21 protein-coding genes are annotated in these 25,628 nt (G+C 72.5%); 8 read left to right on the top strand and 13 right to left on the bottom strand.

Translation table 11 applies throughout. From position 1 onward, the window contains the following. Positions 1 to 85: 85 nt before the first annotated feature. From ACH47X_RS23115 to secA, 11 genes are all read right to left on the bottom strand, one after another. Entirely contained in the window at positions 86 to 538 is a 453-nt protein-coding gene (locus tag ACH47X_RS23115) for a hypothetical protein (RefSeq protein ID WP_397407306.1), read from the bottom strand. Continuing rightward, entirely contained in the window at positions 535 to 1,779 is a 1,245-nt protein-coding gene (locus ACH47X_RS23110; RefSeq protein WP_397407304.1) for an MraY family glycosyltransferase, read from the bottom strand. The genes ACH47X_RS23115 and ACH47X_RS23110 overlap by 4 nt, the downstream gene beginning before the upstream one ends. After that, the gene (locus ACH47X_RS23105) at positions 1,776 to 2,489 is read right to left on the bottom strand and encodes an L-threonylcarbamoyladenylate synthase (RefSeq protein ID WP_051109627.1); all 714 of its coding nucleotides are present in this window, start codon (positions 2,487 to 2,489) and stop codon (positions 1,776 to 1,778) included. The genes ACH47X_RS23110 and ACH47X_RS23105 overlap by 4 nt, the downstream gene beginning before the upstream one ends. 13 nt (positions 2,490 to 2,502) lie before the next feature. Continuing rightward, positions 2,503 to 3,495: a N5-glutamine methyltransferase family protein gene (locus tag ACH47X_RS23100; RefSeq protein ID WP_397407302.1), complete on the bottom strand. Its 993-nt coding sequence runs from the start codon at positions 3,493 to 3,495 to the stop codon at positions 2,503 to 2,505. 75 nt (positions 3,496 to 3,570) lie between these two features. Next, complete coding sequence (gene prfA / locus ACH47X_RS23095; RefSeq protein ID WP_377220350.1) at positions 3,571 to 4,659, bottom strand: peptide chain release factor 1; 1,089 nt, start codon at positions 4,657 to 4,659, stop codon at positions 3,571 to 3,573. A 185-nt stretch (positions 4,660 to 4,844) separates the two neighbouring features. Continuing rightward, positions 4,845 to 5,063, bottom strand: a complete 219-nt coding sequence (gene rpmE / locus ACH47X_RS23090) for a 50S ribosomal protein L31 (protein ID WP_020017644.1) — start codon at positions 5,061 to 5,063, stop codon at positions 4,845 to 4,847. A gap of 154 nt (positions 5,064 to 5,217) precedes the next feature. Continuing rightward, positions 5,218 to 7,065, bottom strand: a complete 1,848-nt coding sequence (gene rho, locus ACH47X_RS23085) for a transcription termination factor Rho (protein WP_449582205.1) — start codon at positions 7,063 to 7,065, stop codon at positions 5,218 to 5,220. A gap of 354 nt (positions 7,066 to 7,419) precedes the next feature. Further along, positions 7,420 to 8,436 (bottom strand): homoserine kinase, encoded by a 1,017-nt coding sequence (thrB, locus tag ACH47X_RS23080; RefSeq protein WP_397407297.1) that lies wholly within the window; start codon positions 8,434 to 8,436, stop codon positions 7,420 to 7,422. Then, positions 8,436 to 9,551 (bottom strand): threonine synthase, encoded by a 1,116-nt coding sequence (gene thrC, locus ACH47X_RS23075; protein WP_245605898.1) that lies wholly within the window; start codon positions 9,549 to 9,551, stop codon positions 8,436 to 8,438. Before thrC ends, thrB begins: the two co-directional genes overlap by 1 nt. A 12-nt stretch (positions 9,552 to 9,563) precedes the next feature. Beyond that, complete coding sequence (locus ACH47X_RS23070; RefSeq protein ID WP_397407295.1) at positions 9,564 to 10,856, bottom strand: homoserine dehydrogenase; 1,293 nt, start codon at positions 10,854 to 10,856, stop codon at positions 9,564 to 9,566. Positions 10,857 to 11,076: 220 nt separating this feature from the next. Continuing rightward, positions 11,077 to 14,028, bottom strand: a complete 2,952-nt coding sequence (gene secA, locus ACH47X_RS23065; RefSeq protein WP_397407293.1) for a preprotein translocase subunit SecA — start codon at positions 14,026 to 14,028, stop codon at positions 11,077 to 11,079. 309 nt (positions 14,029 to 14,337) lie between these two features. On the opposite strand from secA, the gene ACH47X_RS23060 reads away from it, so the two are divergent. The 6 genes from ACH47X_RS23060 to mnhG are packed head-to-tail and all read left to right on the top strand — an operon-like array spanning position 14,338 to position 20,878. Beyond that, positions 14,338 to 17,319 carry a Na+/H+ antiporter subunit A gene (locus ACH47X_RS23060; protein WP_397407290.1) on the top strand — a complete coding sequence of 994 codons (2,982 nt, stop codon included), beginning with the start codon at positions 14,338 to 14,340 and terminating at the stop codon, positions 17,317 to 17,319. Then, a complete protein-coding gene (locus ACH47X_RS23055) occupies positions 17,316 to 17,828 on the top strand; it encodes a Na(+)/H(+) antiporter subunit C (protein ID WP_397407288.1) in 513 nt (170 codons plus the stop codon). Before ACH47X_RS23060 ends, ACH47X_RS23055 begins: the two co-directional genes overlap by 4 nt. Beyond that, positions 17,825 to 19,486 carry a Na+/H+ antiporter subunit D gene (locus ACH47X_RS23050; RefSeq protein WP_397407286.1) on the top strand — a complete coding sequence of 554 codons (1,662 nt, stop codon included), beginning with the start codon at positions 17,825 to 17,827 and terminating at the stop codon, positions 19,484 to 19,486. Before ACH47X_RS23055 ends, ACH47X_RS23050 begins: the two co-directional genes overlap by 4 nt. After that, positions 19,483 to 20,097 (top strand): Na+/H+ antiporter subunit E, encoded by a 615-nt coding sequence (locus ACH47X_RS23045; RefSeq protein WP_397407284.1) that lies wholly within the window; start codon positions 19,483 to 19,485, stop codon positions 20,095 to 20,097. Before ACH47X_RS23050 ends, ACH47X_RS23045 begins: the two co-directional genes overlap by 4 nt. Next, positions 20,094 to 20,534, top strand: coding sequence for a monovalent cation/H+ antiporter complex subunit F (locus ACH47X_RS23040; protein ID WP_397407281.1), 441 nt, complete (start codon positions 20,094 to 20,096; stop codon positions 20,532 to 20,534). The genes ACH47X_RS23045 and ACH47X_RS23040 overlap by 4 nt, the downstream gene beginning before the upstream one ends. Continuing rightward, positions 20,531 to 20,878: a monovalent cation/H(+) antiporter subunit G gene (gene mnhG, locus ACH47X_RS23035; RefSeq protein ID WP_036967325.1), complete on the top strand. Its 348-nt coding sequence runs from the start codon at positions 20,531 to 20,533 to the stop codon at positions 20,876 to 20,878. The genes ACH47X_RS23040 and mnhG overlap by 4 nt, the downstream gene beginning before the upstream one ends. Before the next feature lie 10 nt (positions 20,879 to 20,888). On the opposite strand, the gene ACH47X_RS23030 is transcribed toward mnhG, so the two are convergent. After that, a complete protein-coding gene (locus ACH47X_RS23030; protein WP_397407279.1) occupies positions 20,889 to 22,562 on the bottom strand; it encodes a cation:proton antiporter domain-containing protein in 1,674 nt (557 codons plus the stop codon). Between the two features lie 25 nt (positions 22,563 to 22,587). Then, positions 22,588 to 23,850 carry a winged helix-turn-helix domain-containing protein gene (locus ACH47X_RS23025; RefSeq protein ID WP_397407277.1) on the bottom strand — a complete coding sequence of 421 codons (1,263 nt, stop codon included), beginning with the start codon at positions 23,848 to 23,850 and terminating at the stop codon, positions 22,588 to 22,590. Positions 23,851 to 23,936: 86 nt separating this feature from the next. Between ACH47X_RS23025 and ACH47X_RS23020 the strand changes: the two genes are divergently transcribed. Then, positions 23,937 to 24,674, top strand: coding sequence for a ComF family protein (locus ACH47X_RS23020; protein ID WP_397407274.1), 738 nt, complete (start codon positions 23,937 to 23,939; stop codon positions 24,672 to 24,674). A gap of 262 nt (positions 24,675 to 24,936) precedes the next feature. Next, complete coding sequence (hpf, locus tag ACH47X_RS23015; RefSeq protein WP_036965982.1) at positions 24,937 to 25,605, top strand: ribosome hibernation-promoting factor, HPF/YfiA family; 669 nt, start codon at positions 24,937 to 24,939, stop codon at positions 25,603 to 25,605. Positions 25,606 to 25,628 lie beyond the last annotated feature (23 nt).

Raw genomic sequence — 25,628 nt, 5'->3', positions numbered from 1 at the left:
TTTAGGCCGTAGAACCGCATGACGCGGCCCCTTGTGACTTATTGCGCAACCCCGCGTCAGGTCGTGGGTCGCTCATGAGGCCCGGTCAGGGCGTGGTGTCGGTCTCGACGTAGGGCACGCGGCCGTTGCGCACGGCGCGGTAGTCGAGCAGCGCGGACCCCACGGCCCCGAGCAGCAGCACGACGAACAGGACGACCCGGTCGTAGAAGTCGAACTGCGTGATGACCACCAGGACGACGACGAGCACGATCATCTTGGCGAGCCAGCTGCCCATCACGACGGCGCCCATCGCGGTGGCGCCCTTGCCGACGGTGTAGAGCATCGACCACACGGTGGTGGCGCAGAAGAACGCGGCCAGCGCCGCGCCGATCAGGGCGCCCCAGAGGCCCGGCAGGCCGGCGACCAGGAGCCCGACCACGGAGCCCAGCACGGCGAGGCCGCCGACCAGGATCAGGCAGTCACGGAGGGCCGTACGCAGCACCGCCTGCTCGGCAGCGCCCCGCGGGGCGTTGGGGGCATCGGGCAGCTGCTCGGTCATTCGACGGTCTCCTTGGTCTTGACGTGCGCCGTGGCGGCGACACTCTCGGTGGCGCTCCCCGTGGCGCTCTGCGGCACGAGGGCGGGCTGCGCGGCGGCGACGGCGGCGGGCACCTTGGGGGTCTGCCCCGACAGGGCGACGTCGTCGTCCAGGAACCGGCCGCGGTGGCGCAGCGGGCCCAGCGTGGCCAGCAGCGCGAGCACCACGAACACGGCGGTCCAGACCAGGACGATCTCCCAGTCCCACCGCACGAGCGCCGCGGCGCTGAAGGCGAACACGGCGGTCCACACGTACAGGATCACGACCGCGCGGCGGTGGGAGTGACCGAGGGCCAGCATCCGGTGGTGCAGGTGCATGCGGTCCGGCGCCATGGGCGACTTGCCCGCGGCCAGCCGGCGGATCACGGCCAGGCCCATGTCGAGCAGCGGCAGCATGAGCACCGCCACCGGCAGGAGCAGCGGGATGAACGCGGGCAGCGCCTGCGAGCCGGTCATCACGTCGGGCTGCACGTTGCCGGTCACGGTGATGGCCGCGCCGGCCATGACAAGGCCGATCAGCATGGATCCGGCGTCCCCCATGAAGATCCGCGCCGGGTGGAAGTTGTAGGGCAGGAAGCCCACGCACACGCCCACGAGCACCGCCATCATCAGCGACGCCAGCGAGGAGTAGTCCTCCGCCGAGACCTGCTGGGTGAGCCCGTAGGTGTACAGGAAGAAGGCGGCGCCGCCGATGGCGACGATGCCGGCCGCGAGACCGTCGAGGCCGTCCACGAAGTTCACGGCGTTCATGGCGACCACCACGGCCAGGACCGTGATGACCAGCGAGGTGCGCGACGACGTGATGGTCGTGCCGGCGATCGGCAGCGTGATGAGCTGCACGCCCTGCAGCGCCATGAACCCGGCGGCCAGCACCTGGCCCGCGAGCTTGGTGACCCAGTCGAGGTCCCACTTGTCGTCCGCCCAGCCGAGCCCGCACACGATCGCCGCGCCACCGACGATGCCCCACGCCTGGCGGTCCTCGAAGACCCCGGACAGGAACGGCATCTGCGAGGCCAGCATCACCGAGACGACGATGCCGATCAGCATCGCGAGCCCGCCGAGGCGCGGCGTCGGCACCAGGTGCACGTCGCGCGCCCGGACCGCCGAGATCGCCGAGGTCTTCAGGGCCACCCACCGTGCGAAGGGCGTGGTCAGGAACGTGACCGCGGCGGCCACGAGCATCAGGAGCAGGTACACCCTCACTCGTCGTCCTCCGCGGCAGGGGCGGGGGGCTCGATCGGGTCGTCCTCGGGCGACGCAGCAGGGCCTTCGACGTCGGCGACCTTGCGCAGCTCCGCCAGGCTCACGGCACCCTCGCGGACGATCCGCAGCACGGGGCCGGTCGCGTCCACGATCGTGGACGCGACGCCGCCGGGTGCCTCGCCGCCGTCCAGGTAGACCGCGACGGACGCGCCGAGCTGGTCGCGCGCGTTCTCCACGTCCTGCGCGGCCGGGCTGCCCGACTTGTTGGCGCTGGACACGGCCAGCGGGCCGGTGCGCTTGAGCAGGGCGAGCGCAGCGGCGTGGTCCGGCATGCGCAGGGCGACGGTGCCGCCCGTGTCGCCGAGGTCCCACTGCAGCGACGGCTGCGCCTGCAGGATGACGGTGAAACCGCCGGGCCAGAAGGCCTCGACGAGCCGGCGGGCCTCGTCGGGCACGTCGGTCGCGAGGCCGTCGAGGGTCGCGACGTCACCGACCAGGACCGGCGGGGGCATCTGCCGGCCGCGGCCCTTGGCCGCGAGCAGGGCGGCCACCGCGACCTCGTCGAACGCATCGGCCGCGATGCCGTAGACGGTGTCGGTGGGCATGACCACCAGGGCTCCACGGGAGATCGCGTTCACTGCCTCGTCGATCGCGGGGCCCCAGGTCTGCGGGTCGGTGGCGTCGAGCACGGGCTGCACAGGCACACTCACGCGGACCAGTCTTTCACGCTTCGGGACCCTCCTGATGCCCGACGCGGCGCGCGACCACCATGCGGGGCCGGCCGGTCAGGTCCTTGCGGGTCTCGGGCTCGCCGAACACGGGCCGCCCCGCGGCGTCGCGCGCGGCGGAGACCATGGCACGGGCGGCCTCCGCCTGGACCTCGGCGTGCTCCATGACGTAGAGCCCGCCCGGGCGCAGCAGCCTGGCCGCGGCGTCCGTGATGCCGCGCGGCACCTCCAGCCCGTCCGGGCCCAGGCCGTAGAGCGCGACCGCCGGGTCGTGCTCGGCCACCTCCGGGTCCACGGGCACGGCGTCCGAGGGGACGTACGGCGGGTTCGAGACGACGACGTCGGCCGTCCCGTCGATCCCGTACAGCGCGGTGCGGGCATCGCCCTTGACCAGCCTGACGATGCGCTCGGGCGCCTCCTGGAGCTCCGCGGCCGGGTCTGCGGCCGGGTCCAGGACCGCTGCGGGGTCCAGCCCGGCCGCGACAGCACTCAGCGCGTCGACGTTGCGCGCCGCCCAGGCGTGGGCGTCCTTGTCCAGCTCGACGGCGTGCACGCGTGCGCCGGGCACCTCGGTCGCCACGGCCAGCGCGATGGCGCCGGACCCGGTGCACAGGTCGACGACGACCGCGCCCGCGCCGCCACGTTCGCCGACCACCTTGGCGGCCTCGTCGATCGCCACCTGCGCGACCTCCTCGGTCTCGGGCCGCGGCACGAACACCCCCGGGCCCACGGCCAGCTCCAGGTGCCGGAACGGCGCCACGCCGGTCAGGTGCTGCAGGGGCTCGCGCGCGGCCCGGCGGGCGACCAGCGCCTCGAAGGCCCGCGCGACGTCGTCGGGCACCGGGCGTCCGAGCACGACGAGCCGCCGCAGCTCACCCCGGTCGACCCCCAGCGCGTGCGCCAGCAGCGCCTCGGCGTCGGCCTGCGGCGACCCGACCCCGGCGTCCGCCAGCTCCTCCTGGGCCCACCTCAACAGCTGTGCGCTCACCGCGCTCCTCCGACCACGGCAAAAGCCTGCCCGACCGGACCCGAAGACGCCAGGTCCGCCGGGATCCGACGCGGCTCAGACACCCGAGGCCTCGGCCAGCCGGGCCGCCTCGTCGGCGTCGATCGCGGAGCGCACAACGGGACCCAGGTCGCCGTCCAGCACCTGGTCGAGGTTGTACGCCTTGTACCCCGTGCGATGGTCGGCGATCCGGTTCTCCGGGAAGTTGTAGGTGCGGATGCGCTCGGACCGGTCCACGGTGCGCACCTGCGAGCGGCGCAGCTCGGCGGACTCGGCGGCGGCCGCCTCCTGCTGGGCGGCGAGCAGGCGCGCCCGCAGCACGCGCATGGCCTGCTCGCGGTTCTGCAGCTGCGACTTCTCGTTCTGCATCGAGACCACGATGCCCGTGGGCACGTGCGTGATGCGCACCGCGGAGTCCGTGGTGTTCACGGACTGCCCGCCCGGCCCGGAGGACCGGTAGACGTCGATGCGCAGGTCGTTCTGGTCGATCTCGAGCTCGCCCGGGTCGTCGACCTCGGGGAACACGAGCACGCCCGCCGCCGAGGTGTGGATGCGGCCCTGCGACTCGGTGACCGGCACCCGCTGCACGCGGTGCACGCCGCCCTCGTACTTGAGGCTGTGCCAGACGCCGTCCTCGGGACCCTGCACGCTCTTGGCCTTGATCGCGACCTGCACGTCCTTGTAGCCGCCCAGGTCGGACGCCGTGGCCTCCAGGAGCTGTGTGGACCAGCCGCGCTGCTCGGCGTAGCGCAGGTACATGCGCAGCAGGTCGCCCGCGAACAGCGCGGACTCCTCCCCGCCCTCGCCCGCCTTGATCTCGAGGATCACGTCGCGCCCGTCGTCGGGGTCGCGCGGCACGAGCACCCGGCGCAGCTTCTCCTCCGCGCTCGCCTCGGCATCCCGCAGCGCGGGCAGCTCCTCGGCGAACGAGGCGTCCTCGGCCGCCAGCTCGGCGGCGGCCTCGGCGTCGTCGTGCGCCTGCTCCCACGCCTTGTAGGCCCCGACGACCTGGTTGAGCTCCGCGTAGCGGCGGCCCAGCGTGCGGGCCCGACCGGGATCGGCGTGCACGGCGGGGTCCGCCAGCGCCGTCTCGATCTCGGCGTGCTCGCTGAGCAGCGGTCCGACGGCGGCGAACGCTTCGGTCACGATCTCTCCTCGCTACAGCTGCTGCCCCGTTGAGTGCTGGCTATCTGCGCTCTGAGCGACACTGCGGCAACAAATAGCCAGCACTCAACGGGAAAGGGGTGGGGGCAAAGCAACAGCGCCGGTGGTCCGGCGCCCGACTGCCCCTGGAGAGGTTGTCGGACCGGACCACCGGCGCTGCGGAGTCGCTACTTGTCGGCGTCCTTCTTGCCGTAGCGCGCCTGGAACCGGGCCACGCGGCCACCGGTGTCCATGATCTTCTGCTTGCCCGTGTAGAACGGGTGGCAGGCGCTGCAGACGTCGGCCGAGATCTTGCCGGACGTCTCGGTGCTACGCGTCGTGAAGGTGTTGCCACAGGTGCAGGTGACCTGCGTGACGACGTACTCGGGGTGGATTCCAGCCCTCATGTTGCTCCTTGGTGAGATGCCACTGGGTCGCCCTGCAGAACCGCGGGACGTGAACCAGCCAGCCAGCCAATCATTGTGCCACTACCTCGCCGGGTTGGGCGAGGCAGTGGGGTGTGACGTAGCTCAGACGGTGCTTGGCGCCGCCTGAGCCTGCTCAGACGGTCTCGCCGACGTTCTCGTTCTCCGTCAGACCGCCCGGCGTCGTCTTCTGCACGTGCAGCAGGAACTCGACGTTGGTCTTGGTCTTCTTGAGCTGACCGAGCAGCAGCTCGGCGGCCTGCGTCTGGTCGAGCGCGCCCATCACACGGCGCAGCTTGTAGACGATGGCGAGCTCGTCCTTCGACATGAGGATCTCCTCGCGCCGGGTGCTCGAGCCGTTGACGTCGATCGCGGGGAAGATGCGCTTCTCGGCCAGGGACCGCGACAGGCGCAGCTCCATGTTGCCGGTGCCCTTGAACTCCTCGAAGATCACCTCGTCCATCTTCGAGCCGGTCTCGACCAGGGCCGTCGCGAGGATGGTCAGCGAGCCGCCGTCCTCGATGTTGCGGGCGGCGCCGAAGAACTTCTTGGGCGGGTAGAGCGCGGCGGCGTCCACACCACCGGACAGGATGCGGCCCGACGCCGGGGCGGCCAGGTTGTACGCGCGCGACAGGCGGGTGATGCCGTCGAGCAGCACCACGACGTCCTGGCCCAGCTCCACGAGGCGCTTGGCCCGCTCGATGGCCAGCTCGGCGACCAGCGTGTGGTCCGAGGCGTGGCGGTCGAAGGTCGAGGAGATGACCTCGCCCTTGACGGAGCGCTCGAAGTCGGTGACCTCCTCCGGACGCTCGTCCACCAGCACGACCATGAGGTGGACCTCAGGGTTGTTCAGCGAGATCGCGTTGGCGATCTGCTGCATCATCAGCGTCTTGCCGGCCTTGGGCGGCGCGACGATCAGGCCGCGCTGGCCCTTGCCGATCGGGGCGACGATGTCGATGACGCGCGGCGTCAGCTTGGTCGCCTCGGGGTTCTCCAGGCGCAGCCGCTCCTGCGGGTACAGCGGCGTCAGCTTGGTGAACTCGGGCCGCTCGCGCGCCTCCTCCGGCGTCATGCCGTTCACCGAGTCCAGGCGCACCAGCGCGTTGAACTTGTTGACCTTGGCGTTGCGCCCGGTCGGCTGCTGCGGCGGCTCCTCGCCCTCGCGCGGCTGGCGGACGGCGCCGACGACGGCGTCACCGCGGCGCAGCCCGGCCTTCTTGACCTGGTTCAGCGACACGTAGACGTCGTTGTTGCCCGGCAGGTAGCCCGAGGTCCGCACGAACGCGTAGTTGTCGAGGATGTCAAGGATTCCGGCGACGGGCAGCAGCACGTCGTCCTCGCGCACCTCGACGTTGTCGAGACCAGCGACGTCCGGTCCCTGGCGACCGCGGCCCCGCTTGCGGTCGCGGCCCCGGTCGCGACCCCGGCGGCGGCGCGAGCCGCGCTCGTCGTCGAGGTCGGTGGTGGCGGCAGCTCGGTCGGCGTTCCGGTCCGCGGCACGCTCGGTGCTGCGCTCGGGGCTCCGCTCCGTCGTCCGGGTGCCGGCGCGGTCGGCAGTGCGCTCGTTGCCGCCCCGGGTGTTCCGGGCGCTGCCGGCCTGGCCGTTGCGGCCCTTGTCGTCGGCGGACTTCTCGGCGGTGCCGTCGGCGGCACCCTGGCCACGGCCGGAGCGACGTCCGTTCTGCTCGCGCGGCGCCGCGACGGCGTCGGCGAGCTGGGCGAGACGTGCGGCCTTGTCGGCTTCCGCGCTGGCGTCGGCGCGCACGCTCGAGGTGGCGACCTCGGCGGCGGCGACCGGTGCCTCGCTACGGACAGGCTTGTCGGTGACGGGCTGCTCCGGGACGGAAGCGGCACGGGCAGGGCGCTTCGTCGCGCCGCCGCCCGTCTTCTCGCGGATCGAGTCCACGAGGTCGCTCTTGCGCATCCTGGAGGTGCCCTTCACGCCCAGGTCTCCGGCGAGTGCCTGGAGCTCGGCGAGGCGCATGCTGCTCAGCGCGCCCGTACCGGCCGCACGGCCGGTGGCTGACTGAGCGTTATCGGTGGTGTCTGTCACGAAGGACCCTTCCCCCTCGAACTGCGGCTGATCGCCTGAACGCGGGCCGCGGGATAGTGGGCGCCCGGCTGAATGTGGCCAGAACGCGGAAAACCTCGCATCAGTGGTACGACGAAGGGGCTGACGGGGGCGTTGTCTGCCTTCTCGCGAGATGCGGTGGGCCGTAGATCACGGCCTGCTACGGGCACGGCTGAGCGGCTTTGACTGCAGCTGGGTAGGCGGTGAGGAACCGATGTTGAATCCGTGTTCCCGCCACCATGGCTCAGGACGTGCGATCCCGAAGGTTCACTGCATACTACCACCCCGTACTGCTGGTGATCCTGGTCCGGCATGACTTCTGTCTGCCCCTGACGGACCGGACGATAGCGCACCCGTGTTACCGGTGATCCTCCTAGCCCGCGCGCCTGTCAGATCGATCCCCGGGCTCAGCCTGCGCCAGCCCGCGGTCTCGTCCACGAGGTCCGCCAGGACGGCGTCCCGCGCGGCTCGGTGGCCCGGCCCGGCGAGCACCAGGACGGTCGGCCCGGCACCCGAGACGGTGGCCGGGACACCCTCGTCCCGCAGCGCCCGGAGCAGCTCGCTCGAGGCGCCCAGGACGTCGGCGCGGTACTGCTGGTGCAGCCGGTCCTCGGTGGCGTCGAACAGCAGCTCCGGACGCCGGGCCAGGGCCTCCACCAGGAGTGCCGCCCGGCCCGCCGTGAACGCGGCGTCGCCGTGGGAGACCTGTGCCGGCAGGGCCGCCCGTGCCCGCGCCGTCGCGAGCCGCACGTCGGGCACCAGCACCGTGGCCTCGATGGCCGGGTCGATGTCGAGCCCGACGGCACGCGGCCCGGCGTCGGTGGTCCACGCGACCGTGGCGCCGCCCTGGATCGCGGGCGCCGCGTTGTCCGGGTGCCCCTCGAACTCGGTGGCCAGCCCCAGCACCGTGGCCGCGTCGATCGCGCGCGGGTCGGCCAGCAGCGCACGGGCCGCGACGATCCCGGCCACGACGGCGGCCGACGACGAGCCGAGCCCCCGGCCGTGCGGGATCACGTTGTGGCACGTCATGTGGATGCCGGTCGGCACGGCGCCGGCCAGGTCCATCGTGCGCCGCAGCGCACGCACCACCAGGTGGTCCTCCCCGAGGGGGACCTCCCCGGCACCCTCGCCCTCGACCTCCACGACCACGTCGGAGCTCGCCACCAGGCGCACCTCGACCTCGTCGTACAGGGCCAGCGCGAGACCGAGCGAGTCGAAGCCCGGCCCGAGGTTGGCGCTGGTCGCGGGCACCCGGACCCGCACGTGGTCGGCGCCGAGCTGCATCAGAGTGAGAGCGCGTCGGCGATCGAGACGACGTCGGCGGAGACCCGCACGGGCTCCACCTCGCCGCCGTCCGGCGTGCGCAGCGCCCAGCCCGGGTCCTTGAGCCCGTGGCCGGTCACCGTGATCGTGATGCGCGCCCCCGCGGGCACCAGGCCGCGCTCGTGGCGCGCCAGCAGACCCGCGACGCCCGCCGCGGAGGCCGGCTCGACGAACACGCCGACCTCGGCCGACAGGATGCGGTGCGCGGCGAGGATCTGCTCGTCCGTCACGGCCTCGATGACGCCGCCCGAGGTGTCCCTGGCCTGCTCGGCGAGCTCCCACGAGGCGGGGTTACCGATGCGGATGGCGGTGGCGATCGTGTCCGGGTCGTCGACGGGGTGGCCCTTGACGATCGGCGCGGCGCCGGCGGCCTGGAAGCCCCACATGGCCGGCGTGCGGCTCGCGACGCCGGACTCGGCGTACTCGGTGAAGCCCTTCCAGTACGCCGTGATGTTCCCGGCGTTGCCCACGGGCAGCAGGTGGATGTCCGGGGCGTCACCCAGCGCGTCCACGATCTCGAACGCGGCGGTCTTCTGACCCTCGATGCGGTCGGGGTTGACCGAGTTCACGAGCTCGACGGGGTGCGTGTCGGCGAGCTTGCGGGCCGCCACGAGGCAGTCGTCGAAATTGCCGTCGACCTGCAGCAGGCGGGCGCCGTGCGCCACCGCCTGGCTCAGCTTGCCCATGGCGATCTTGCCGTCGGGCACCAGCACCGCGCAGAGCATGCCGGCGCGCGTCGCGTAGGCGGCGGCCGACGCCGACGTGTTGCCCGTCGACGCGCACACCACGGCCCGTGCGCCGCGGCCGGCTGCCGCGGAGATCGCTGCCGTCATGCCGCGGTCCTTGAACGAGCCGGTCGGGTTCATGCCCTCGACCTTGACGTAGACGTCGGCACCCGTGCGCTCGGACAGCGCGGGGGCAGGCACCAGCGGCGTGCCACCCTCGCCCAGCGTCACGATCTTCTGCTGGAGGTGGGCGGGCAGACGGTCCGCGTACTCGGTGATCACACCACGCCACAGGCGCGAGGTGGGCGGGACGCCGGAGCCGGCGGACGGGACGTTCGGTTCAGCGGGCAGCACAGGCACGGTTCAGCCTTCGACTCTCAGGACGGACGTGATCTCGCGGACCGGTTCGAGCGTGCGCACGGCCGCGATGGTGGCGGCCAGCGACGCCTCACGGGCGGCGTGGGTGGTCAGGAGCAGCTCGGCGGTGCCCTCGGAGGGTCCCGTCTGGCGCACGGTGTCGATCGAGACGCCGTGGTCGCCCACGACGCCTGCGACCTGCGCGAGCACGCCGGGCAGGTCGGCCACCAGCAGACGGACCTGGTAGCGCGTCACCGCGGCGTCCGCCGGGAGCAGCGGGCGTGCCGCGTACGTGGACTCCTGCGGGCCCTTGCCGCCGAGCACGCGGTGGCGCGCCGCCGAGACGACGTCGCCCAGCACCGCGGACGCCGTGGGCCGGCCGCCGGCGCCCTGACCGTAGAACATGAGCGGGCCCGCGGCGTCGGCCTCGACGAAGATCGCATTGAACGCGCCCTTCACGCCCGCCAGCGGGTGCTCCAGCGGCACGAGCGCCGGGTGCACGCGCACGGCGACGCCCTCGCCGGTCTGCTCGGCGATGGCCAGCAGCTTGACCGCGTGCCCGGTCCGGGCGGCCCACGCGACGTCGTCCGAGGTGACCCCGGTGATGCCCTCGCGCGCGACGTCGTCGGCCGAGACGCGGGTGTGGAAGGCGAGGCTGGCCAGGATCGCGGCCTTGGCCGCGGCGTCGTAGCCCTCGACGTCGGCCGTGGGGTCCGCCTCGGCGTAGCCGAGCTCCTGCGCCTGCCTGACCGCCGCGTCGAGGTCGAGGCCGCTGGTGGCCATCTGGTCGAGCACGTAGTTGGTCGTGCCGTTCACGATGCCCAGGACGCGGCGCACGTGGTCGCCCGCCAGGGACTCGCGCACGGGACGCACGATCGGGATGGCGCCCGCGACGGCGGCCTCGTAGTAGATGTCGACGCCGGCGGAGTCGGCCGCCTTGTAGAGCGTGGGGCCGTCGGCCGCGAGCAGCGCCTTGTTGGCGGTGACGACGGCGGCCCCGCCCTCGATGGCGCGCAGCAGCAGGGTGCGGGCCGGCTCGGTGCCGCCCATCACCTCGACGACGATGTCCGCGCCGTCCACGAGGGACTCCGCGTCCTCCGTGAGCAGCTCACGCGGTATGGCCGCGTCGCGGGGGCGGCTCGCGTCGCGGACCGCGATGCCGGCGAGCTCGAGCGGCGCGCCCGCGCGGGCGGCGAGATCGGTGCCCTGCTCCAGCAGCATCCGGGCCACCTCGGTGCCCACGACGCCACAGCCCAGCAGTGCGACACGCAGCCCGCGGGCGGGCTCGGGGACAGGCACAGCGATCCTGCTTTCGTCATCGGGGGGCGTCCGCTCCCGGTGCGGTTCCGCACGGGCCGGGACGATGCGACCAGGGTAACCGGAGCGTCCGGCATGCGGGCGCTGTGTCTCACGGCAGGTGTTCGCCGAAAGGAGAACGCCTGCCGGGAACCCACCCCTCGGTCGAGGGTGGTTCCGGACAGGCGTCCTCACTCGGCAGGGCGGGCCCCGCCGGCCGGCCTCAGGCCTCGTTGACCCCGTGGCAGACCTTGTACTTCTTGCCCGAGCCGCACGGGCACTGCGCGTTGCGCGGCGTGCCGGGGAACGTCCGGCCGTCGCTCGTGGCGGCCGTGGCCTCGCCGTGCAGCGACGCCCGGCGGCGGGCACCGTCCGACGACTGCATGAACGCCGAGCCCGAGCCGTCCTCGCTGGGGGCCGAGTAGGTCAGCGGCTGCTGCCGGTTCGGCGCGTCCAGGCCCTTGGCGAGCAGGATCGGCTCCGTGGCCGCGCCGGCGGCCCGGCGCTGGCGCGGCGGGGGCGGCTGCTGCCCCTGCTGCGGGGCGGCGGGAGCGACCACCGGGATCTGGGTGGTCGGCGGGGCGTCCGGCTGGCCCGTGCCCAGGCGTCCGCGAGGCGGCACCGGCGCGGCCGCGGGCAGCTCGGAACCGCCGTCCGTGGCCTGCTCGGCGTCGGGCTGCTGGACCGTGACCTCGAGGTTGAACAGGAACCCGACCGACTCCTCCTTGATGGCGTCGGTCATCGCCTGGAAGAGCTGGAAGCCCTCGCGCTGGTACTCGACCAGCGGGTCGCGCTGCGCCATGGCGCGCAGCCCGATGCCCTCCTTGAGGTAGTCCATCTCGTAGAGGTGCTCGCGCCACTTGCGGTCCAGCACGGAGAGCACCACGCGGCGCTCGAGCTGCCGCATGGCCGGCGGCGAGAGCTCGTCCTCGCGGGCCTGGTAGGCCACGCGCGCGTCGGACAGGATCTCCTCCAGCAGCATGTCGCTGGTGACGCGGTCCATGCCGCCCGCCTCGTCGGCGATCTCCTCCGGCGTCAGCGACACCGGGTAGACGGCCTTCAGCGCCGTCCACAGGGCGTCCAGGTCCCACTGCTCCGGGCTGCCCTCGGCGGTCGCGTTGGTGACGTACTCCGTGATCGTGTCCGTGAGGAAGTGCTGCACCTGCTCGCGCATGTCCTCGCCCTCGAGCACGCGCAGGCGCTCGGCGTAGATGACGGTGCGCTGGCGGGACAGGACGTCGTCGTACTTGAGGACGTTCTTGCGGATCTCGAAGTTGCGCGCCTCGACCTGGCCCTGCGCGGACATGATGCCGCGCGTGACCATCTTGGACTCGAGCGGCATGTCGTCCGGGAAGCCGGCGCGGTTCATCATCGACTCGGCGAGGCCGGAGTTGAACAGCCGCATCAGGTCGTCCTGCATCGACAGGTAGAACCGGGACTCCCCCGGGTCGCCCTGACGGCCGGAACGGCCGCGGAGCTGGTTGTCGATGCGGCGGGACTCGTGCCGCTCGGTGCCCAGCACGTACAGGCCGCCGGCGGCCTTCACCTCGTCGTGCTCGGCGGCGACGCGGGCCTTGGCCTTCTCCAGCGCCTCGGGCCAGGCTGCCTCGTACTCCTCCGGCGTCTCGACGGGGTCGAGGCCGCGCTCGGCGAGCTCGCTCACGGCGAGGTGCTCGGCGTTGCCGCCGAGCATGATGTCGGTACCACGGCCGGCCATGTTCGTGGCGACCGTGACGGCGCCCTTGCGGCCCGCCATCGCCACGACGGAGGCCTCACGCTCGTGCTCCTTGGCGTTGAGCACGTTGTGCGGCACGCCGGCCTTCTTCAGCTTGGCGCTCAGCAGCTCGGACTTCTCGACGCTGGTGGTACCCACCAGGACCGGCTGGCCGTAGGCGTGCCGCTCCACGATGTCCGCCACCACGGCGTTGAACTTGCCGTCCTCGTTCTTGTAGACGAGGTCGGGCTGGTCCAGGCGCTGCGGCGGGTTGTTCGTCGGGATCGGGACCACGCCGAGCTTGTAGGTGCCCTGGAACTCGGCGGCCTCGGTCTCGGCCGTACCGGTCATGCCCGAGAGCTTGTCGTACAGGCGGAAGTAGTTCTGGAGGGTGATCGTGGCGAGCGTCTGGTTCTCCGCCTTGATCTCCACGCCCTCCTTGGCCTCGATGGCCTGGTGCATGCCCTCGTTGTAGCGACGGCCGGCGAGGATACGGCCGGTGTGCTCGTCGACGATCATGACCTCGCCGTTCAGCACGACGTAGTCCTTGTCCCGCTTGAACAGCTCCTTGGCCTTGATGGCGTTGTTCAGGAAGCCGATCAGCGGCGTGTTCAGCGACTCGTACAGGTTGTCGATGCCGAGGTAGTCCTCGATCTTCGCGATGCCCGGCTCCAGCACGCCGACCGTGCGCTTCTTCTCGTCCACCTCGTAGTCCACCGTCGGGACCAGGCGGAGCACGACCTTCGCGAACTCCGTGTACCAGCGGTTCGCGTCGCCGGCCGCGGGGCCGGAGATGATCAGCGGCGTACGGGCCTCGTCGATGAGGATGGAGTCCACCTCGTCGACGATGGCGAAGTTGTGCCCGCGCTGCACCAGGTCGTCCGTGGACCAGGCCATGTTGTCGCGCAGGTAGTCGAAGCCGAACTCGTTGTTCGTCCCGTAGGTGATGTCGGCGGCGTACATCTCGCGACGCTGCGCCGGCGTCTGGCCCGACAGGATGACGCCGGTGGTCAGGCCCATGAACCTGAAGACGCGGCCCATCAGCTCGCCCTGGTACTTGGCCAGGTAGTCGTTGGTGGTGATGACGTGCACGCCGTCACCCGACAGGGCGTTGAGGTACGCGGCGGTCGTGGCCACCAGCGTCTTGCCCTCACCGGTGCGCATCTCGGCGATGTTGCCGAGGTGCAGCGCCGCACCACCCATGATCTGCACGTCGAAGTGCCGCTGGCCGAGCGTGCGGCGGGCGGCCTCGCGGATCGCCGCGAACGCCTCCGGCATCAGCTCGTCCAGCGTGGCACCGTGCTCGAGACGCTCCCGGAACCGGGCCGTCTCCTCCCGGAGCTCGGTGTCGCTGAGCTCGACGAAGCTGGGCTCCAAGCGATTGACCTGCTCAGCCACGTTGTGCAGCTTCTTCAGGACACGTCCTTCGCCGATGCGAAGGACCTTGTCGAGGATGGACACGCGGGTTCTCCCAGGTCGTCGTCGAGTTTTCGCCGTCGCCCATCGTAGGCCGTAAACCTGAGCGGGTGGCCCGAAGCGGACGGCGGACCGGCACGGTTCGCTCTCGGGGTAACGATCACGGGAAGCATGCGGTTCCTGAGGCAGCCTTGGTCTCTCCCTGACGAACCGGAGACCGACACCGGATAGGGTGGTCACATCGCCCACCCGCCCGCGCTCGCGCGGCATGCCGTCCAGTGCTCGACCCGGGTCCCGCACCCGGCACCCCTGGCACGACGTCCTGTCCACGAGCCCTGACAGGACGGAACGGACGTGCTTCCGGTACTCCTCGCCCACGGCGTCCTGGCCCTTGCCGCGCCCGCACTCTTCGCCCGCCTCGGACGACGCGCCTTCTGGGTGCTGGCTCTCGGTCCCGCCGGGGCCGCCGCGTATGCCCTGTCCCAGACGTCTGCGGTCTTCGCCGGCCGCACGCCCACGGAACGCGTGGAGTGGATCCCGGCGCTCGGTCTCGCCGTCGACCTGCGGCTCGACTCGCTGTCCTGGCTGATGCTGCTGGTGGTCGGGGCGGTCGGCGCCCTCGTGCTGCTGTACTGCAGCGCCTACTTCGCCCGCGACGCGCGCGGCCTGGGCCGGTTCGGCGGGTTCCTCGTGGCCTTCGCCGGGTCGATGGCCGGCCTCGTGACCGCCGACGACATGCTCCTGCTGTTCGTGTTCTGGGAGCTCACCACCGTGTTCTCCTACCTCCTGATCGGGCACTACGCCGACCGCACGTCGTCGCGCCGGGCGGCCATGCAGGCGCTCGTGGTGACCACCGCGGGCGGCCTCGCGATGCTGGTCGGCGTGGTCGTGCTCGGGGTCACCGCCGGCACCTGGAGCATGTCGGCCGTCATCGCCGACCCGCCGGCCGGGCCCGCGGTGACCGTCGCCGTGGTCTGCCTGCTGGCCGGGGCGGCCACCAAGTCCGCCCTGGTACCCACGCACTTCTGGCTGCCCGCCGCGATGGCCGCGCCCACGCCCGTGTCCGCCTACCTGCACGCGGCCGCCATGGTGAAGGCCGGCATCTACCTGGTGGCCCGGTTCGCGCCCGCGTTCTCGGACCTGACGGCGTGGCGCGTCGTCGTGCTCGTGCTCGGCGGCACCACGCTGCTGCTCGGCGGGTACCGGGCGCTGAAGCAGCACGACCTCAAGCTGGTCCTCGCGTTCGGCACGGTCTCCCAGCTCGGGCTCCTCACGCTGCTGCTCGGCTACGGCACGCGGGCCACCGCGCTCGCCGGCCTGGCGCTGCTCGGCGCGCACGCCATGTTCAAGGCGTCGCTGTTCCTCGTGGTCGGCGTGGTCGACGCCGCGACCGGAACCCGTGACCTGCGCAAGCTCGCCGGCGTCGCACGCCGGCTGCCGGTCACGGCCCTGGCCGCGACGCTGGCGACGGCGTCGATGATCGGCCTGCCGCCGTTCGCCGGCTACGTCGCCAAGGAGGCGGCGCTGGTGGCCTGGGAGCACGACGGCGACGTGCTGGGACGCGTGATGACCGTCGTCGTCGCCGTGGGCTCGGCCCTCACCGTCGCGTACGGGCTGCGCTTCCTCTGGGGCGCGTTCAAGCCCCGCCTGCCGGCCACGGCCGAGCTCCCGGAGCAGGAGGCCGCGCCCGGCACCGTGCACCCGCAGCCGTTCTGGATGGTCGCGCCGCCGCTGGTCCTGGGCGTCCTCGGCCTGGTCGTGGCCCTCGTGCCCCAGGTCGGCCAGGAGCTGCTGGGCCCGTACGCGAACACCTATCCTGCGGGCGAGCCCGGCCACCTCGCGCTCTGGGAGGGGTTCACGCCCGCCCTCGCGATCACCGTCGCCGTGTTCCTGGCCGGCGGCCTCGCGTTCTGGCAGCGCGCACGGATCGAGCGGTTCCAGGACTCGCTGTGGTCCCCCGACGGCGCCGACGTGCTCTACCGACGGTTCATGCGCAAGCTCGACCGCCTCGCCAGCGACGTCACGGCCGGCACGCAGCGCGGTTCCCTGCCCTTCTACCTGGGTGTCATCCTCGTGACGCTCGCCGTGGGGCCCGGGCTCGCGCTCGCGCTCGGCCTGGTCGGCGAGCCCGGCGGCCTGCCCGTCGCGGCCGACGCCGTGGGACGCGACGGCGTGCTGCACCTCGGCCCGTTCGCGCTGGTGCCCTGGGACCAACCCGCCCAGCTGGTCATCGCCGCCGTGGTCGTGCTGGCCGCGATCCTGACGGCGCGGGCCCGGCGGCGGCTCAAGGCCGTGATCCTGGCGGGCGTGGCCGGCTACGGCAACGCGGCCCTGTTCCTGCTGCACGGCGCCCCGGACCTGGCCCTGACCCAGGTGCTGTGCGAGACGCTGACCCTGGTGGTCATGGTGCTGGTGCTGCGCCGTCTGCCCCCGTACTTCTCGGACCGGCCGCTCGCGGCGAGCCGCTGGGTGCGCCTGGCGATCGGCGTCGTGACCGGGCTGGTCGTCATGACGTTCGTGGCCGCCGCTCCACTGGTCCGCGTGCACACCCCGGTGTCGGTGGACTTCCCGGTCGAGGCCGAGACCTTCGGCGGCGGGCGCAACATCGTCAACGTCACGCTCGTCGACATCCGCGCCTGGGACACCGTCGGCGAGATCTCGGTGCTCCTGGTGGCCGCCACCGGCGTCGCGTCGCTCGTCTTCCTGCGGCAGCGCAGCGGCGACGTCCTGCGGCTGGACCGGGCGGCGAACGCCCGGGCCGTAGCCTCCGGCGAGCGCGCCGGGAACCAGCCGGCCCGGCGCGGCAAGTGGCTGCTGGCCGGGCCGACCCTCGACCCCGGGCAGCGCTCCATGCTGTTCGAGGTGCTGACCCGCGTGATCTTCCACCCCATGATCCTGTTCGCCCTGTTCCTGCTCTTCAGCGGGCACAACGCGCCTGGCGGCGGGTTCGCGGCGGGCCTCGTGACCGGTCTGGCCCTCACCGTCAGGTACCTGGCCGGCGGCCGGTTCGAGCTGGGCGAGGCCGCGCCGGTGCACCCCGGCCTCGTGCTCGGCACCGGCCTGTTCCTGTCGGCGGGCGTGGGGCTCGTGGCGCTGCTCGCCGGTCAGGAGGTGCTGGAGAGCACCATCCTCGACCTGCACATTCCGGTGCTGGGCGAGGTCCACCTCGTCACCAGCCTCTTCTTCGACATCGGAGTGTTCCTCGTGGTCATCGGCCTGGTCATCGACATCCTGCGGAGCTTCGGCGCGGAGCTGGACCGGCAGGCGGAACCCTTCGCCTGGTCGATCGGCGAGCGCCGGCGGGTCGAGGTCCGCACCGGGGGTGACCGCGCATGATCGTGCTCGACACCGTGCCCTCGGGCGCCCTCCTCCTGACGGTCGGCGTGCTGTTCGCCGCCGGGGTCTACCTGCTGCTGGAGCGGTCCCTGACCCGCGTGCTCCTCGGCTTCGTGCTGCTGGGCAACGGGGCCAACCTCGCGATCCTCGTGGCCGGCGGCCGCGCGGGCGCCCCGCCCATCACCGGCGCCACCGCGGAGCCGATGAGCGACCCGCTGGCCCAGGCGATGGTGCTGACCTCGATCGTCATCACGCTCGCGCTGGTCGCGTTCGTGCTGGCCATGGCCTACCGGTCCTGGCAGCTGCACGGGCACGACGAGGTGCAGGACGACCTGGAGGACACCCGCATCGCCCGGCTCGCCGACGCGGACGCGCCGTCGTACGCCGACAGCGACGCCGAGGAGTCCGGGTCCACGCTCGACGAGGAGGCCGTAGCCGTGCGGGACGAGGTCGCGCTGCCGGACCGCGAGACGCCGTCCGGCACCACCCGCAAAGGGGAGGACGCATGACCCCGTGGAGCCTGGAGACCCTCGTCCCCCTGCCCGTGCTGGTGCCGCTGTTCGCCGCGGGCCTGGCCCTGGCGCTGCACCGGTACGAGCGGGCGCAGCGGATCATCTCCGTGGTCGCGCTGTCCGTGGTGGTGGCCGCTGCCGCGGGCCTCGTGGTCGCCGCCCAGGACGGGCCTGTCGTCATCGACGTCGGCGGCTGGGCGGCCCCGGTCGGGGTCAACCTCGTGGCCGACCCGCTGGCCGCTCTGATGCTGCTGGTCAGCAGCGTGGTGCTGCTCTGCGTGCTGCTCTACTCGATGGCGCAGGGCATCGCCGACGGCAATGACCGCACGGCGCCCGCCACCAACGACACGAAGATCCTGCAGGAGGCCATCCGGGGGCAGGACGCGGACGCCGACGAGGACACCCGCCGTGACGTGCTCCCCGTCGCCATCTTCCACCCGACGTTCCTGATCCTCGCCGCGGGCGTGGCGGACGCGTTCCTGGCCGGCGACCTGTTCAACCTGTACGTCGGCTTCGAGATCCTGCTCGCCGCGTCGTACGTGCTGCTCACGCTGGGTGGCACCGTGGAGCGGATCCGCGCGGGCAGCGTCTACGTGGTGGTCGCACTGCTCAGCTCGATCGTGTTCCTCGTCGCCGTCGGCCTGGTCTACGCGGCCACGGGCACGGTGAACATGGCGCAGCTCGCCGAGCGCCTGCCCGACATCGACCCGGGCGTGCGGCTCGGCATCCAGGGGCTGCTGCTGCTCGCGTTCGGGATCAAGGCGGCCATCTTCCCGCTGTCCGCGTGGCTCCCGGACTCCTACCCGACGGCGCCGGCCCCGGTCACCGCCGTGTTCGCGGGCCTGCTCACCAAGGTGGGCGTGTACGCGATCCTGCGCACCCAGACGCTGCTGTTCCCGCGGAACGAGGCGCTGGAGGCGGTACTCCTCGTGCTGGCGCTGGCCACCATGATCGTCGGCATCCTGGGCGCGGTCGCACAGGACGACGTGAAACGTCTGCTGTCGTTCACGCTGGTGAGCCACATCGGATACATGATCTTCGGCGTCGCGCTCGCCACCCAGGCGAGCACCGCCGCGGCCATCTTCTACGTGGTGCACCACATCACGGTGCAGACCGCGTTGTTCCTGGTGGTGGGGCTCATCGAACGTCGCACCGGCACCACGTCGCTGGACCGCCTGGGCGGCCTGGCGACGATGGCGCCCGGCCTGGCCGTCCTGTTCTTCGTGCCCGCGATGAACCTCGCGGGTATCCCGCCGTTGTCCGGGTTCCTGGGCAAGGTGGGGCTGCTGGAGGCCGGTGTGGTGGACGGCTCCGGGCTGGCCTGGGTGCTGGTGGTCGGCTCGGTGGTCACCTCGCTGCTCACGCTCTACGCCGTGGTGCGGGCCTGGAACAAGGCGTTCTGGCAGCCGTGCCCGGAGAAGCTGCCCGAGCCGACGCCCCTGCCCTGGGGCATGGTCGGCCCCACGGCGGCCCTGGTCGCCGTGAGCGTCGGGCTCACCGTGGTGGCCGGCCCGCTGTACGCCTACGCGGACCGGGCGGCCGAGTCCGTGATGGACGGGCGCACCTATATCGAGGCCGTGTTCCCCGACGGCGCGCCGCGCGGTACAGGCGAGTCGAACAAGACCACCGACCACACCGAGGAGGTGGAGCCGTGAAGCAGCCCGACCCCGCCCAGGGACCGCGGCGCCGACGTGCGCGCCGGCTCGTGACGCTCTGGCCCACCATGGTGGTCGGCGCCCTGATCTGGGTGCTCCTGTGGGGCGACCTGTCGTGGGCGAACATCATCTCGGGTGCTGTGCTCGGCGCCCTCGTGGCGCTGGCGTTCCCGCTGCCGCCCATCGGCACGGCCACGACCGTCCGGATCGGCCCGCTGCTGCACCTGCTCGGCCGGTTCGTCGGCGACCTCGTGCTCGCGTCGTTCCAGGTGGCGTGGACCGCGGTGGTGCCAGGCCGCGCGGCCCGCGGTGGGCCGACGCCGCACGGCGCGCTGGTCTCGGTGCCGCTGCGCACCGACTCGGACCTGTTCATCGCCACGACGGCCGGCCTGTCCTCGCTGGTGCCCGGGACGCTCGTGATCGACCTCGACCGGCCGACCCGGACCCTGCGGCTGCACGTGCTGGACATCGCGGCGTCGGGCGGCCCCGAGGCCGTCCGGGACGCCACGCTGGACCTGGAGGCCCGGTTGCTGCGCGCGTTCGCGCCGAGCGCCGAGCTGGCCCGTGTGGGGCTCGCTCCCTACTCCCTGGACATGGAGGAACGCCGATGATGCTCGCAGTCGGAGTGGTCGCGACCACCCTGCTCGCCGTGGGCGCGCTGCTCGCGGTGGTCCGGATCGAACGCGGTCCCACCATGCTGGACCGGACGGTGGCGTTCGACGTGCTCACCACGGCCCTCGTGGGCGCCATCGCGGTCGAGGCCGCGATCTCGCGCCGCACCGAGTCCGTGCCGATCCTCGTGGTGCTCTCGCTGGTGGGGTTCATCGGGTCGGTGACGATCGCGCGGTTCGCCGCCGTCGAGCCGCCCAAGAACGGCACGGCGGCGCAGCGGTCCGGGCCGCGGCCGGGCGCGGGCGCCGCCGGCGGCGCCGGTCCGTCCGCTCCCGGGTCCGTCGGGTTCGCCGGTCCCAACGCCGGTTCGGGCGGTTCCGGGGTCGAGCCAGGCCCGGATCCCGCGGACGTGAGCGGCCGGGAGGAGGAGTCATGACCCTCGTGACCGACGTCGCCGCCGCCGTCTGCCTGCTGCTCGGCGCGTTCTTCTCGTTCTCCGCCGGCGTCGGCGTGGTGCGGTTCGACAACCTGCTCTCGCGGATGCACGTCGTGGCCAAGCCCCAGGTGCTGGGCCTGCTGCTCCTGCTGGCCGGCGTCGCCCTGCGGCTGCAGGACCGGGGCTCCGCGACGATGCTGCTGCTGGTGGCGATCTTCCAGCTCATGACGTCGCCGGTGGCCGCCTACATGGTGGGCCGGTCCGGCCTGCGCACGCGCTGCGTGGACCCGGCCGCCCTGGAGATCGAGGAGGACGAGTTCCCGGCGCGCGAGGCCGGGCGCTGAGCCCCTGGGCTCAGGCCGCGCCGCCGCTGCTGGCGGCGGGCTCGGAGCCCGGCACGGCCGCGGCCCGCCGCTCCGCCTGCGCGTCGCGCAGCTCCTCGGCGGCGTCGTACCCGAGGGCTGCCTCGGCCGCCTCGTCGGCGAGGGCCAGGCCGGCCGTGCCGTACAGGTGGAACACCGCGTCGGCGCCGTGCCGCTCGAGCTCGGCCACGTCGTCGTCGTACCGGGCGACGGCGGCGACCGTGCCCTCGAAGCCGCTCGCCCGCAGCTGGGACAGCGCGATGAGGTTGGCCGCGTGGAAGGGCATGGCGAGGATCGCGAGGCGGACGGCGCCCGCGCTGCGCACCCGGCCCCAGAACTCGATGTCCGTCGCGTCGGCCTGCACCACGGTGAAGCCCTCGGTGCGCAGCGCGGCGACGCGGGTCGGGTCGTGCTCGACGCCCACGACGTTCATGCCGTAGTCGTCGCGCAGCTGTCGCACGGCGCCGCGGCCGACCCGGCCCATGCCGAGCACGAGCGCCTCCGCCCCGGACACGTCGATGAGCCGCTCCTCGCGGTGCAGCCACTCGTTGGGCTTGGACGGGAAGCGCTTGGCCAGCGACATCGCGAACTCGTTGCCGCGCGTGTTGATCGCGGAGGACAGCACGAAGCTGGCGGCGACGGCGACGGCGAGAACCACGAGCCACTCGTCGTGCAGCAGGCCGGTCTGCGAACCGACCGCGACCACGATCAGGCCGAACTCGGAGTAGTTGGCCAGCACCAGCCCCGACAGGATCGCGGTGCGCTTGCGCAGCCGCATCAGGCGCAGCAGCACGGCCGTGACGATGGCCTGCAGCGGCAGCATCAGCAGCAGGAGCAGCCCGACGATCGCGGCCTGCCAGCTCAGCTCGCCGGAGAAGCCGATCGAGACGAAGAAGCCGACCAGCAGCAGCTCCTTGACGGTGAACAGGTTGCGGGACAGCTCGGTGGCGGCGGGGTGGCCGGCCAGCAGCATGCCCATCACGAGCGCGCCGAGGTCGCCCTTGAGCCCGACCGCGTCGAACAGCGCGTAGCCCGGGCCGAGCGCGACGGCCACGCCGAACAGGGCCTGGAGCTCGCCGTGGCCCACCCTCGACCAGACCTTGCGCAGCAGCCAGGCGCCGGGGACCAGCAGGACGAGGGCGAACGCCCAGGGGCTCGGCGGGTGGTCCGAGGAGACCGACAGGAAGACGACGGCGATCAGGTCCTGCATGACGAGCACGCCGATGGCGATCCGGCCGTAGAGGGCGGACTGGTCGGAGCGGCCGTCGAGCACCTTGACCACGAACACCGTGGACGAGAACGACAGGGCGAGCCCGAGCAGCGCGAGCACGCCCAGGCCCTCGCCCGCGAGCATCGAGAACCCGACCACGCCGAGCAGGCCGAGGAACCCGACGGCGATGGCGACGCTGACCAGCAGGTGCGCGACGGTCGTGAACCACACGTCCCTGCGCAGCAGGGTCTTGACGTCCAGCTTGAGGCCGATGCCGAACAGCAGCAGCGTCACGCCGAGGTCGGCGATGGTGCTCAGGTAGGGCGGCTCGGCGATGCCGGCCGCGTGGAGCGCGAACCCGGCCACCAGGAAGCCGACCAGGGGCGGCAGCCGGAGCAGCACCGCCCCGAGCCCGGCCGCGACCGTAGCCACCAGAAAGATCGCTGCCGTCGCCATGGACAGAGTTTAGTTGTCGCGTGTTTCAGGAAACCGCAGCCGCAGCCCGCAGTGCGGGTGAAAGGGTGCCCTTGTCCTCGACCGCCACGCCGTCCAGCCCGAGCCACCGGGCCATGGTGCGCAGCTCGTGCGCCAGGCGGGCGGGCGTGCTGTCCGTGAGGGTCGGTTCCGCGTGCGCAGACTGCACGCGCAGCACACCCGCGGCACGGTCGGCCTTGAGGTCCACCCGGGCCGTGAGCTGGGAGTCCTCCAGGAACGGCAGCACGTAGTAGCCGTCGGTGCGCTGGGCCGCCGGGGTGTAGATGCCGATCCGGTAGCGCATCCCGAACAGCCGCTCCAGGCGCGTGCGCTCCCACACCAGCGGGTCGAACGGAGCCAGCAGCGCCTGCCCCGCCGCGCGCCGCGGGCGGGCTGCGTCTCGGTGCAGGTACCACTTCTCGGTGCCCCCGGCCACGCGCGCGGGCAGCAGCACGCCCTCCTCGACCAGCTCGGCCAGGGCCCGGTCCGCGACCGGTCCCTTGAGTCGGTAGTAGTCCTTGATGCTGCGTGCGTCGCCGATGCCCTGCGCCCGCGCGCCGAGCTCCAGCAGGCTCCGCTTCGCCTCCGCCTCCGGCACCTCCACGAGGGCCGACGGCGGGAGCACCCGCTCCGGCAGGTCGTAGAGCCGCTCGAACTGCGAGTTGCGCCCGGCCGAGACCACCTCACCGGTGAAGAACAGATGCTCCACGACGCGCTTCTCGGTGCTCCAGTCCCACCAGGTGCCTCGCTTGCGCCGCACCGAGCGGCCCTCGGACACGAACCGGTCGTGGATCTGGGAGGCCGACAGCGGGCCCTCGGCCGCCACCAGGTCGTGCACCTCGCGGACCTGCGGTGCGTCGGGCAGCCGCACGCCGTCCAGCTCCTTCCAGTCGTACTCCTGGGCGAACCACCGCCGGCGGAATGCCAGCAGCGGCCAGGCGTGCGGCGGCACGTAGGCCGCGACGTGCGCCCAGCTCTCGACCAGGCGCCGGTCGGCGGCCGCGGCCCGGCCCGACCGCCGGGCGTGCCGGCCTGACGCCGTGGCCCGGTCCAGCAGGTCGGTGTCGTACGGGCCCAGCCGCGCGAACAACGGCAGCTGGTGCGCCCGGGCGAGCACGTTCACCGAGTCGATCTGGAACAGGCCGAGACGGTCGATCACACCTTGGACGTGCCGCATGGTGCGCGGCCCGTCGGTACGCGGGCGGTGCAGGCCCTGGGCTGCGACGGCCACACGGCGTGCCTGGTCGAGGGACAGCGAGATCGGTTGCACGGACCCATCCTGCCCCGCACCACTGACACTCCACCCGAGGCTGTGGACAAGCGGCGCGCGACCGCGCGCTGCGCCAGGGTCGTGGGATGCGCCCCGTCCGCGAGCTCGCCCGTCTGCTGCTGCCCGTCGCCTGCCCGTGCGGCGAGCTGGACGTGCCGTGGTGCGCCCGCTGCGCGGACCTGCTGGCGGGCTCGTTCGTGCGGGTCGAGCACGGCGCACCGCGCCTGGACCGGCTCGACGGCGTCCCGCCCGTGCCGGTGTGGGCGCTGACGCCGTACGCCGGCCCGGTGCGCGACGTCGTCGTGCACTGGAAGGACCGCGGACGCACCGACCTCGACCGGCTGCTCGCGCCGGCGCTGCGCCGGGCCGTCGCCCGCCTCGCCCCGGCGCTCCCCCGTGCCCGTCCCGTCGCCGTCGTGCCCGTGCCCTCCACGGGTGCCGCCCGCCGGGCGCGGGGGCGCGAGCCCGTGGCGGTCCTGGCCCGCGCCGTGGCGGCCGGCCTGCGCGACGGCGGCGCACCCGCCCGGGTGGTGCCGGCCCTCGTCCGCACCGGCCACGGACGGGACCAGGTGGGTCTCGGCGCCCGCGCCCGCGGACGCAACCTGACCGGTTCCGTCCGCATGACGAGACGTGGGGCGCGGGCCCTGGGACAAAGATCCATGTGCATCCTTGTGGACGACGTCCTGACGACCGGCGCCACGCTCGCCGCCGTCGAACGGGCCCTCGAGCGCCGCGGTCACGACGTCCTGGGGGCAACCGTGCTGGCAGCGACGCCGGCCCCGGGACACACGGCGCGGATTGCCCGGCACGTGCCCACCGGGTGAAAGCGACGTATCGATCCGAACCTCAAAGTGTGACAGATCTGTGTCGTCTTGTTCACCGTTAGTTGGGACTGTCGTTACTCAGGTGACGGAGTTAGCCTGAACGTCCCACGCAGGATCCGAGGGCCGACGGAGTCGTCGGCCGCACGCGACGGGAGGTGGTTCGTGCCCGGCACCAGCAGGGGGTGCCAGACCCAGTAGAGACGGGCGCGCGCCGCCGGCAAGGGACGGCGTGGCCCAGTGTTCCCGGAGCGGAGATACGCACATGGAAATTGTCGTTGTCGGCAGGCACACGGACGTGGCAGACCGTTTTCGCCAGCACGTGGAGGACAAGCTCGCCAAGGTAGAGCTCCTGTCCCCGTACGTACGCCGGGTGGATGTGGAAGTCACGCACGAGAACAACCCGCGGCTCTCCGAGAACCGCGAGCGCGTCGAGCTCACGCTGCGTGCGAAGGGACCGGTGATCCGCGCCGAGGCAGCGGCTGACGACCGATTCGGCGCCCTGGACCTCGCCATCGACAAGCTGAACGAGCGACTGCGCCGAGCCCGGGACCGCCGCAAGGACCACCGGAACAACAAGGTGCTCGCACCCGTGGACGTCCGGACCCTCGACGAGATCCTGACCGACGCCGAATCCGAGGACGGACCCGAGCCCCAGATCTCGACCCCGGCAGCGCTGGCCGCGCCGGGTGACTCCGTGGAGACCACGATCGGCGACTCGCCGGTGGTGATCCGGCAGAAGCTGCACCACGCCGACCCGATGACCCTCGACGACGCCGTGTACGAGATGGAGATGGTGGGCCACGACTTCTACCTCTTCATCGACAAGGAGACGTCGCGCCCGTCCGTGCTCTACAAGCGCAAGGGCTGGTCGTTCGGTGTGATCCAGCTCGACAACCCGTGCGGTGGCGCCCCGGTCACCGACCTGGCGTAGCCGAGGCCGGGCCGCGCCGAGGG

The sequence above is a fragment of the Promicromonospora kroppenstedtii genome (assembly GCF_044389675.1).
Taxonomy (GTDB): domain Bacteria; phylum Actinomycetota; class Actinomycetes; order Actinomycetales; family Cellulomonadaceae; genus Promicromonospora; species Promicromonospora kroppenstedtii.
The sequence above is the reverse complement of the archived record's forward strand: the minus strand, read 5'-3'. Positions and strand labels throughout refer to the sequence as shown.